This window comes from Nonomuraea sp. NPDC001636, from assembly GCF_040298265.1.
Lineage (GTDB): Bacteria > Actinomycetota > Actinomycetes > Streptosporangiales > Streptosporangiaceae > Nonomuraea.
The window spans coordinates 74,053-84,459 of record NZ_JBEOZT010000037.1; the positions used below are offsets into that span (position 1 = coordinate 74,053).

General features: G+C 70.0%; 10 protein-coding genes. 6 read left to right on the forward strand and 4 right to left on the reverse strand.

Translation table 11 applies throughout. The features are described 5' to 3' along the window. Positions 1–44: 44 nt before the first annotated feature. Positions 45–392, forward strand: a complete 348-nt coding sequence (locus tag ABT158_RS44845) for an SCP2 sterol-binding domain-containing protein (protein WP_352364463.1) — start codon at positions 45–47, stop codon at positions 390–392. Positions 393–829: 437 nt separating this feature from the next. Here ABT158_RS44845 and ABT158_RS44850 read toward each other — a convergent pair whose 3' ends face one another. Then, positions 830–1,801: an HAD-IIA family hydrolase gene (locus ABT158_RS44850; RefSeq protein WP_352364465.1), complete on the reverse strand. Its 972-nt coding sequence runs from the start codon at positions 1,799–1,801 to the stop codon at positions 830–832. A gap of 122 nt (positions 1,802–1,923) precedes the next feature. Between ABT158_RS44850 and ABT158_RS44855 the strand changes: the two genes are divergently transcribed. Next, positions 1,924–2,361, forward strand: a complete 438-nt coding sequence (locus ABT158_RS44855) for a TipAS antibiotic-recognition domain-containing protein (protein WP_352364467.1) — start codon at positions 1,924–1,926, stop codon at positions 2,359–2,361. An 813-nt stretch (positions 2,362–3,174) separates the two neighbouring features. Here the strand turns inward: ABT158_RS44855 and ABT158_RS44860 are convergent. Beyond that, a complete protein-coding gene (locus ABT158_RS44860) occupies positions 3,175–3,600 on the reverse strand; it encodes a tetratricopeptide repeat protein (RefSeq protein WP_352326203.1) in 426 nt (141 codons plus the stop codon). A gap of 144 nt (positions 3,601–3,744) precedes the next feature. Here ABT158_RS44860 and ABT158_RS44865 point away from each other — a divergent pair, with 144 nt between their 5' ends. Next, on the forward strand, positions 3,745–5,268 hold the full coding sequence (locus ABT158_RS44865) for a DUF1015 family protein (protein ID WP_502911621.1): 1,524 nt from the start codon (positions 3,745–3,747) through the stop codon (positions 5,266–5,268). A gap of 241 nt (positions 5,269–5,509) precedes the next feature. Further along, the gene (locus ABT158_RS44870) at positions 5,510–6,730 is read left to right on the forward strand and encodes an IS110 family RNA-guided transposase (RefSeq protein ID WP_352364487.1); all 1,221 of its coding nucleotides are present in this window, start codon (positions 5,510–5,512) and stop codon (positions 6,728–6,730) included. A gap of 106 nt (positions 6,731–6,836) precedes the next feature. Here ABT158_RS44870 and ABT158_RS44875 read toward each other — a convergent pair whose 3' ends face one another. Beyond that, positions 6,837–7,229, reverse strand: a complete 393-nt coding sequence (locus ABT158_RS44875; RefSeq protein WP_352364471.1) for a single-stranded DNA-binding protein — start codon at positions 7,227–7,229, stop codon at positions 6,837–6,839. A gap of 83 nt (positions 7,230–7,312) precedes the next feature. On the opposite strand from ABT158_RS44875, the gene ABT158_RS44880 reads away from it, so the two are divergent. Continuing rightward, positions 7,313–8,266 carry an MBL fold metallo-hydrolase gene (locus ABT158_RS44880; protein ID WP_387679901.1) on the forward strand — a complete coding sequence of 318 codons (954 nt, stop codon included), beginning with the start codon at positions 7,313–7,315 and terminating at the stop codon, positions 8,264–8,266. An 81-nt stretch (positions 8,267–8,347) separates the two neighbouring features. Here the strand turns inward: ABT158_RS44880 and ABT158_RS44885 are convergent, their stop codons facing one another. After that, complete coding sequence (locus ABT158_RS44885) at positions 8,348–9,361, reverse strand: hypothetical protein (RefSeq protein ID WP_352364474.1); 1,014 nt, start codon at positions 9,359–9,361, stop codon at positions 8,348–8,350. On the opposite strand from ABT158_RS44885, the gene ABT158_RS44890 reads away from it, so the two are divergent. Then, positions 9,305–10,407: hypothetical protein (locus ABT158_RS44890; protein ID WP_352364476.1), on the forward strand; the 1,103-nt coding region annotated here is incomplete at its 3' end. The two genes, ABT158_RS44885 and ABT158_RS44890, sit on opposite strands and share 57 nt — an antisense overlap.

Genomic DNA, 10,407 nt, shown 5'->3' on the forward strand with positions numbered 1-10,407 from the left:
TGTGGAACGCTACCGACCGCAAAAGGAAAGAAAGGATGCCCAACATGGCAAGCGTCGAGGAGTGCCGGGCGGCACTGGCCAGGCTCGTCGCCCAGTTCGACGAGATCGGCGCGGAGGATCGTGCCAAACACGTGGTCGAGCGCACGGTCAGCGCCCGGGTCTCCGACCTTGACGCGATCTTCTATGGGCGGCTGCACTACGGGGGCCTCGACCCGTTCACCGAGGAGCCGCCGGCGGGCGGCAAACCGGCCGACGTGAAGATCACGATTGCGAGCGACGACCTGGTCGCGCTGGTCGACGGCGAACTGGATCTGGCTCGTGCCCTGCTCGGAGGGCGGGTGAAGATCGACGCGAGCTTCGGCGACCTGCTGCGCCTGCGCAAGCTGATCTGACCGGTTCCGTTCAACGCGCGCGTTCGCTGCCAGGTGACTCTTCAATGTCCTACGCGCGTTCGCTGCCAGGTGACTCTTCAATCTTCTACGGGCGTTCGCTGTCAGGCGACCGTTCAATGTCCTACGCAGCTGCGGAGCGCGTGTGTTCGCTGTCAGGCAACTACTCGGCGCGTGCGTTAACTGTTAGGCGACAAGCGAACAGCGAACCTGCCCCTCGACCCCCGACCGACCCGAGCCGCCCTCCGGCGGCCACGTCGCCCCCATCTAGCGCTTTTCCCGACAAGCCCCCGCGATCCCCTGCACCACGCGCTTGGACGAGGCTGTCGTGTCGCGGGCCGTGGAAGAAGGACGTCGTCACGACAGGGCTCGGGGGCTCCTGGCCGCTGCTGGGCGGGAGAGGCAGGGCCGAGGCAGCCCTTCCGCCCGCGCCGATCGCCTCACCCCACACGCTGCAGGACGTCCTTGACCGCATCCTCCCCGATCTGCCCTTCGCCCGCGGCCGTCCAGGCGGCGTCGCAGGCCGCGCGCAGGCCGTCGATCCGGCTGCCGTCGCCTTCGAGGTGCAGCGTCCCGTCGCGCCACCCGGCCCGCCATCCCCCGCAGGCGCCGTCCCGCACGTCGGGATAGGGCTGGACCAGCGCGCCGAGGTCCTCGGCCAGGTACGTGGGCCGGTGCCGGGGCCCAGCGGTCAGCACGTCGACCGGGGTGGCCACCCCGGTGAACACCAGCAGGCTCTCCACCCCCGCGTTGGAGGCCCCTTCGATGTCGGTGTCCAGCCGATCCCCCACGACCAGCGGTCGCCGAGCGCCCGTGCGGATCATCGACTCCCGGTGCAACGGCGGATCCGGCTTACCGGCGTACACCGGTTCAACTCCGGTGGCGGCGGCGATGACCCGGACCATTGCCCCGTTCCCCGGCAGTTCGCCCCGCCCGGTCGGCATGGTGCTGTCAGCGTTGGAGGCCACGAACAGCGCGCCCTGCCGTACGGCCAGCGCCCCCTCCGACAACATGGCGTACGACAAACCGGGAGCGATCCCCTGAACCACCGCCTCGGGTGACTCGGCCGCGACGGACACCGGCCTGAGCCCATGAGCCCGTACGGCCACCCGCAGCCCCGACCCGCCCACGACCAGCACCGCGGCCCCCGGAGCCACCCGCTCTGCGACCAGCCGCGCGGCCGCCTGCGCCGAGGTCACCACATCGTCCGCCGTGGCCGGGACGCCGAGTTCCCGCAGGTGGGCGGCGATGGCGGCGGGCGTCCGGGAGGCGTTGTTGGTCACGTAGGCGAGCCGGACCCCCTTGCCCTGCGCCTCCTCCAGCGCCTGCCTCGCCCCGGGAACCGCGTGCTGTCCGAGATAGACCACACCGTCGAGGTCGAGCAGCAGGGTGTCATAGCCGTCAATCAGCACAGCGCCTCTTCCCGTTTGACTCTCACGCCGCGTGAGACTTTAGCGTCGCCTTCGTACCCCGCCACAGGAAGCCCTCTCCTCCTGGATCGGGGAAACCCGTACCCGACACCGGAAGGACGCCCATGTCCCGCGAGCCCGACCCCACGACCGAGGAACGCACAGAACCCCCCGGCGCTCCCGCCCATGACGAGTACGCGGCGGAGGCCGAGGAACGCTGGGGCGGGACACACGCCTGGGCCGAATCCGCACGCCGCACCTCGACGTATACGAAGGAGGACTGGCAGCGGCAGGAAGCCGAGGCAGCCGCCCTCTCGGCCCGCCTCGCCGACGCGATGCACGCCGACGTCCCGGCCGACGGCGACCTCGCGATGGACCTGGCCGAGGAACACCGCGCCCACCTCTCCCGCTGGTTCTACGACTGCACGTACGACATCCACCGCGGCCTCGCCGACCTGTACGTCTCCGACCCCCGCTTCACCGCCACCTTCGACCGCACCTCCCCCGGCCTGGCCGCCTACCTCCGCTCCACCATCACCGCCAACGCCACCCGCCACGACTGACCGACCGCATTTACGTAGCCCCGCGTGTGTGGAGACCGCGGCCAGCCCGCACAGAATTGGGGGCACGGCCTCTCATAGCGCCGTGCTGCCGCCGCAGAAACCGGATACGGATGTTCCCGGCAGCCTTCCGCCGCTTCCATGATGGCGGGACAGCCAAATGCAGCCACGGCATGCCTGTCCCCTTACACAAGGGCATCCAGATGCAGCCACGGCATGCCCGCCCCCTCAAACAGGGACGGCCTGGGCAGCTACGACGGCTGTATTCGCCACACCACGCCCCCTGCGCACTCGGCTGGCGCAGCCACCGCACAGGCCCCTCATGTCCCAGTAGTGGGATCTCGCACGCTCCTGCTCTCCACACAACCCGAGTCCGTCGCCGAGCAGCTGGGGAGCCACTACTCCGGTACTGGGCGAAGTCGTCACGACCGGCCAGGTGCTCGGGGTGGACGGCGGGCAAGTGCCGTGATGTCCCCGGCCGCCGTCAGCGGCTGGGGAACGCGCGGACATGGCCGCCCACGCGTGACGGCATGAACGGCTTGCCGAGGCCCTGGAAGGACCTCAGCGACAGCCTCACCCCGATGGGCCGACCAGGGCACGGCATGGTCGCGTGCCAGGCCACGGAAACCCGCCCTCCCGCCCAGGGCCAGACCAAGGAAGCGCTCCGCTGCGGCGACGCCCGCTCAGCACGACGGGCCGCAAGCAGACACCGGGAGCCTCCCATCCGACCTGACGCCCCCAGAGAGGATCGAAACGCCCGGCACAGTCGCTGGGGAAGCGACGTTCGCCATGGCCGGCTCCCGCCCCCGCCTGCCCCTACATCTCTCGTCGAGCCCTCAACGTCGCCCGTACGCTCTTCAAGGCCGACACGTAATGCCGCTCGTCCGGCCGCATGGCCACCGCGATGGCCAGCGGCTCCTGAGCGCCTTCGAGATCTCCCGTACGCCACAACGACAAGCCCAGCCCGAAGTACGCATAATCCTCAGCCGGGTTCGCATCCACGATCTGCCGGAAACTGGCCGCGGCCTCCGCGTACTGCCGGGAGTTGAACTGCGCCCGAGCCAGCGCCTCAAGGATGCTCCGGGACTGCGGCTCAGCAGCGGCGGCCCGCTCCAGCAACGCCGCGGCAGCCGCCGGACTCCCTTCCTTCAGCAACTTCACACCACGCTGATACCAGTCGTAAACACCGCCCCCGGGAACGCCACCCACGGACTCATCGTGACCATTTCCGCCCTGAACCATGCGTGAGGACTCCTTCATCGCTGGACGACGAACCTCGCTCCCGCTCCGCCGCGTAAGGGGCGCGACAGCAAACGATTGGGGCAACTCCTGGTAGGCGCAAGCATTTATGGGAGCATGCCCGGTATGGGGACTCCTGAACTGCCGGTGCCTGACGGACTGGTGCTACGGCCCTTCCGAGGCGTACGTTTCGATGTCGAAGATCCCGCCAAGGTGACCTCCCCACCGTACGACCTGATCAGCGATGCGGACGTCGAAGCCCTCCTTGCCTCCCACCCGAACAACGTCGTCCGCCTCATCCTTCCCTGCAACCCCGAAGCGACACCCGCCACCGAACCCGGCACCCCTCGTAACCCCGCAGACACCCCGCCCAGACTCCGCCACCGGACCGAGGTACCACTCGAAGCCCGCTACTCCGAGGCCAGGGACACTCTGAGGGCCTGGCTGGACGCCGGCGTCCTCGTGGCCGACGACACCCCCGCCCTGTACGTGTACGAGCAGAGCGGCCCGCACGTCCTCCAGCGCGGCCTGATCGGCGACGTCGGCCTGGTCGACCCCGCCGAACGCGTCATCCTCCCCCACGAGGACGTCATGCCCGGCCCCATCGCCGACCGGCTGGCCCTCATGAGCACCACCGAGGCCAACCTCGAACCCATCTTCCTGCTCTACAACGGCGACAACGGCAAGGCGACCCGCCTGGTGGACGAGGTGGCCGCCAAACGACCGCCCCTCGTCACGGCCGGAACCGAGGACGGCCTCACCCACCGGCTGTGGGCGATCACCGACCAGGACGAGATAGACGCCATCAACGCCGACCTGCGCAACCGTCAGGCCCTGATCGCCGACGGCCACCACCGGTACGCCACCTACCGCGTCCTCCAGCGTCAGGAGCACGCCGCCCGCCAGGCCCTGCGGGACGGAACCCACCAGGCCACGCCCTACGCCCCCCAGGCTTCTCAGCACCTCTCCCTCGACGCACCTCCGGACCGCCCCGTAACGCCCTCTCCCAGCCCGGTCACCTCGTTCCGGCACGAGCTGACCGATCACCTGGCCCATCCGTCAGCGGAACCGGCCTCCGCCCCGGCCGAACCCCGGCAGGTGCTGGGCCCCTGGGACTTCGGGCTGGCCCTGATCGTCGACTCCACCGCCTATCCACCCGACCTCAAGGCCATCCACCGCGTCATCCCCGGTCTCCCCTTGACCGAGGCCGCCGCCAGGGCCAGAGGCGCCTGGCAGGTGCACGACTACGACGACCTGGCACAGGGCCTGGAGGCACTGCAGAACGCGGCCGAGCCCGCCTTCCTGCTCGCCGGGGAGAGCGGCACCCATCTGCTCACCGACCCCGACCCGGTGCAGCTGAATCTGGCGATGCCGGACCACCATTCGGACCGCTGGAACTCGCTGAACACCTCCATCCTGAGCGAGTTCATCCTGCCCAAGGTGTGGGGCATGGAGGACGACGAGCGCGCCGTACGCATCGTCCACCACGACACCGAGGCGGCGTTGCGGCTCGCGATCCAGACGGGCGGCACAGCCGTCATCCTCAAGCCGCTCATGGTCCACGACGTGCTGGCGGTCGCCGCGGGCGGCGAGCGAGTGCCCCGCAAGTCCACCTCCTTCGGCCCCAAACCGCGTACCGGCCTGGTCCTGCGCACGTTCGCCATCGACTAATGGGACCTACCGGGTCGGCCTCGCTGGCAGACTCGGTGCCTGGTAGCCGCTGGTGAGTGAGCACTCTGGTCGACCGGACTTCGAGTCCTAGGGTCAGATCGTGCCCTCACCGGTGGTCAGGAGTCTTTGATCGCTGATGGGATGTCGTGCCCGCCGATCGTCTGGCGTGAGCACTGGTCCATTAGTCCGCCGACTGGCTCCTGCGGGCTTCCGTGTCCTGTTGTCGATGGTGGAGGTCGTGGTGTTGTTCGTTGGAGATGACTGGGCCGAGGACCACCACGACGTCGAGGTCCAGGACGAGACCGGCAAGGTGCTGAAGCGGTTGCGGCTGCCCGAGGGCATGGCTGGGATCACTCGGTTCCACGACGTCGTCGGCCGGTTCGTCGCCGAGGACGCCGACCCGTCCCAGGTGCTGGTGTGTATCGAGGTCGACCGGGGCCCGTGGGTGCGAGCGCTGGTCGCGGCGGGATACCGGGTGTTCGGGGTCGATCCCAAGCAGGCTGCCCGGCATCGCGAGATCCTTGGCTCCTCGGGCGCCAAGAGCGACAAGGGTGACGCCCACGCGCTCGCGGACATGATCCGCACCCGAGGGCATCAGCTACGCCAGGTGGCCGGGGACTCCGAGATCGCCGAGGCGGTCAAGGTCGTCACCCGTGCCCATCAGGCGCTGCTGTGGGAACGGACCCGCCACATGCTGCGCCTGCGGGTGGCGCTGAGGGATTACTTCCCTGCCGCGCTGGAGGCCTACAAGCCCCTCGGCCTCACCTCGGATGCGGTCTTGAAGCTGCTGGCCAAGGCTCCTTCCCCCGAGGCTGCGGTGAAGCTGACGCTCGGCCAGATCTCGGGAACGTTGAAGGGCCGCCGCGACATCCCCGCCAAGGCGCAGGCGGTCCAGGAGGTCCTACGCGGCGAGCACCTGGGCCAGGTGCCGCTCGTCACGACCGCCTACGCCTCTACCGTGAAGTCGCTGGTTGCGATCATCGCTGTCCTCAACCAGGAGATCAAGACCCTCCAAGGGCAGGTCGAGGCCCATTTTGGCCGGCACCCGGACGCTGAGGTCATCCTCAGCCAGCCCGGCATCGGCGTCGTTCTCGGCGCCCGGGTGCTCGCCGAGTTCGGAGATGCCAAGGACCGCTACGCCTCGGCCAAGGCACGCAAGAACTACGCCGGGACCTCACCCATCACCCGGCAATCGGGCAAGACACGAGTGGTCCAGGCGCGGTTCGTCCACAACGACCGGCTCGTGGACGCCCTCCACCTCCAAGCGTCCTGCGCCCTCTTGCACGACTCTGCCGTCCGCGCCTACTACGACCAGATCAAAGCCCGCGACATCAGCCACAACGCCGCCCTGCGCCAGGTCGCCAACCGCTTGGTGGGCATCCTCCACGGCTGCCTCAAAACCCACAGCCCCTACGACCAGGCAACCGCCTGGTCGCACCGGTCAGACGACCTCGCTGCTTGACAACAAACGTCCAGGGATGTCTGACGCCGCCCCTGCCGCGTGGCCGCGCCTCCCCTGCCCACCTCCGAGCGCTCTCCGGGGCGGCGCCTCGCCCTCGCCGGCAAGGTCACCCCGCCCCGGCCAACTGAGCCACCTGTCGCGGCCCCAGGCTCGGAAGCACCTCCTCAGACGGCTCAGGAACCGTCTCCTCGACAGGTCTGACGGCACTGACCTCCACCTCGTACCGCCAGATCTTGGCGGCGGCCGGGCCGAAGACCCGGCAGCGGAAGGCGCCCGTCACCTCGATGAAGTCCCGCGGTTTGAGGCCCCGCACGATCTCCGCCACCCCGGGATCGAACGTGACGCACGGGATGCTGTCGGTGAGAGCCGGGCCTCGCCGGTGCCTGCGCCGGCGGCGTACGATGACGCGCCACTTCGTGGCCATGTCGCCGCTCGGCATCGCGTATTCCTCGACCGCCGCCGACAGCCGCCCCACCAGCACGACCTCGTTCCGATCCATTGTCGTCCTCCCGTTTGTGTTCCGGAGGAGATCACTCTCTACGATGAGGGGAAGCCCGGATCGATGCGAACGTCGTTCTGGGGATGACGGATGTACGCGCGGGAGTGCCTGTGGACAACATCACCGCACTAGGCGGCGACGTCTATGAGATCGACACCAAGATGGCCGGATACGCGGGCATCACCGCCGGCTACCTGATCCTGGGAGATCGGCCGTGCCTGGTGGAGACGGGCACCTCGACCTCGTCCCCCGTGGTGCGCGACGCGCTCGCCTCGCTCGGCGTCGGCCCGGACGACCTGGCCACCGTGGTGGTGACCCATATCCACCTGGATCATGCGGGCGGTGTGGGCGACATCGCGAAGTTCTTCCCGTCCGCGCAGGTGGTCGTCCATGAGAAGGGCGCGCGACATCTGGCCGATCCGTCGCGTCTGATGGCCAGCGCCCGGATGGTCTGGGGTGACCAGCTCGACACCCTCTTCGGCGAGTTGTCCCCCACCGAGGCCGAGCGCATCGTCGCCCTGGGCGACACCGGAGCCATCGACCTGGGCAACGGCCGCACGCTGAGCAGCCACTACTCGCCCGGCCACGCCAAGCACCACGTCGGCCTGATCGACTCCGCCACCGGAGACCTCTACGTCGGGGACGCCGCGGGCGTGTACCTGCCCCAGACCGGCGACCTGCGCCCCGCCACGCCGCCGCCGGACTTCGACCTCCAGACGGCTCTCGACTCGATCGCCCTGTTCCAGGCACTTGGTCCGCAGCGGTTGCTGTTCAGCCATTACGGACCGGTCGGCGCGGTCCAGGAGACCCTTGAGCGATCCGCCGAAGAGCTCCGGGTCTGGGTGGATCTCACCCGCCAGGCGCACTCCGAGGGCCTCGACCTCGACCACGCGGTCGCCATGGTCCGCGACCGCACCAAGGAGCGCTACACCGCCCTGCAGTCGGACGACGTGACGGCCGAGCAGTTCGAGCTGCTGAGCGGCGCCCCGTCGAACGTCGCGGGCATCCTCCACTGGCTCAACCGCGTCGAACGATGACGACCGGCCGATCACACCCCATGTGACACAAAAAACTCCGCCGTACCCCTGACCATCAGGGATACGGCGGAGCAACAACACCTACTCGTCGTTCTTCTTCGGCCGGTCCTGAGCGGTTTCGTCCGTCTCGACTTCCAGCACGTCACCGAAGTCCGGCTCGATGAACGCAGGCGTGATCCCCGGCGTTCCGGCCTCCGCCGGCTTCTCTTCCTCGCCACCGTCGGCGGGCTCGCCCGCCTCCGGTTCGGCCGCCTCAGCAGCGACGGCGCCCTTCGGCTCAGCAGGCTCGACCGGCTCGACCGACTCGGCAGGCTGCTCGGCGGCCTCGGGCTCCAGGAGGTCGTCCGCCTCGGCCAGGGCCTCGTCGTCCTCTTCCTCCTCCTCGGCCAGCTTGCCCGCGTCTGCGGCGCCGGCGTCGTCGAAGTCGTCCTCGGCGTCGAGGTCCTCCTCGAAGTCCTCTTCGACGTCCTCGATGACGGCTCCGGTGAGCTCGGCGTAGCGCTCGGCCGCGTCCGTCTCGCCGTCCTCGTCGAAGGCCATCGCACGGGCGAACCAGTCGGTCGCCGCCTCCTGGTGCCCCGCGTCGGCCAGAGCGTCCGCATAGGCGAACGCGAGGCGCGCCGACCACGGCTTGGGCTGCGGGTCGCGCAGCTCGGGCAGGCGCTGCAGGGTGATCACGGCCGCGTCCTGCTGACCGAGGTCACGCCGGGCGCCCGACTCGACGATGGTCAGCTCGATGCGTCCGGCCCGGTCGAGGCGCTCGGCCTCCGGCGAACGTACGAGATCGATGGCCCGCTCCGGACGGCCCAGACCGCGCTCGCAGTCGGCCATGACCGGCAGGTACGCGTCGGACCCCGTCATCCTCCTGGCCGCACGCAGGTCGCTGAGCGCCTCGGAGAAGTGTCCGGCCCGATAGGCGACGATGCCCGCAGCCTCGCGTACGACACCGATGCGAGCGGCGAACCGACGCGCCACCTTGGTGTGTTCGTGCGCCTTGTCGGGGTCGTCCTCCTCCAGGGCGCGCTCCGCCGCGACCAGGTGCCTGCCGACCAGGTCGGAGAGGTCACCGGGCAGCGAACGCAGCTCCTCGCGCACTTCCTTGTCGAGCTCCTCCGCGGTGATGTCGGGCGCCACCTCGGGCAGCCTCTCGCGCTGCGGGGCGTCGGAGTCGCGGTCCTCGCGGCCGTACCTGGCGCGGGTGCCGCCGCCCGGACGCTCCCCGCGGTCGTCGCGCGAGAACGGACGCGACTCACGGTAGCCGCCACCCTCGCGACGAGGCCCGTAGGAGTCGTCGCGACGCGGGCCACGGTCGTAGCCACCCTCGCGACGCGGACCCCGATCGAACCCCTCACGACGCTGGCCACCGCCACGGTCGTCACGGAACCCGCCCTCACGACGCGGCCCCGCTTCGCGACGCGGCCCACGGTCACCGTAACCGCCGCCTTCACGACGCGGCCCACGGTCGAAGCCCTCACGGGGACCACGCTCGGAGCCCTCACCGCGAGGACCACGGTCAAAGCCTTCCCGGCGCGGGCCCCGGTCACCGAAGCGGTCGTCGCGGCGCTCGCCGTACCCGCCGCCCTCACGACGCGGGCCCTGGTCGAAGCCTTCACGACGCGGACCGCGGTCAAAGCCCTCGCGGCGCGGACCTCGGTCTCGGTCGAAACCCTCACGACGCGGCCCCTGCTCGAAGCCCTCACGACGCGGACCGCGGTCACCGTAGCCGCCGCCTTCACGACGCGGCCCGCGGTCACCGTAGCCGCCGCCTTCACGACGCGGCCCACGGTCACCATAGCCACCGCCCTCACGACGCGGCCCCCGGTCCTGGAAGGGACGACGCTCGTCACCCTCACGACGCGGCCCGCGGTCGAAGCCCTCCCGGCGAGGACCACGGTCGAAACCCTCGCGGCGCGGCCCGCGGTCACCGAAGCCGCCGCCCTCACGACGCGGTCCACGGTCGCCATAGCCACCGCCCTCACGACGCGGCCCCCGGTCCTGGAAGGGACGACGCTCGTCACCCTCACGACGCGGTCCACGATCGAAGCCCTCGCGGCGCGGCCCGCGGTCACCGAAGCCGCCGCCCTCACGACGCGGTCCACGGTCGCCATAGCCACCGCCCTCACGACGCGGCCCCCGGTCCT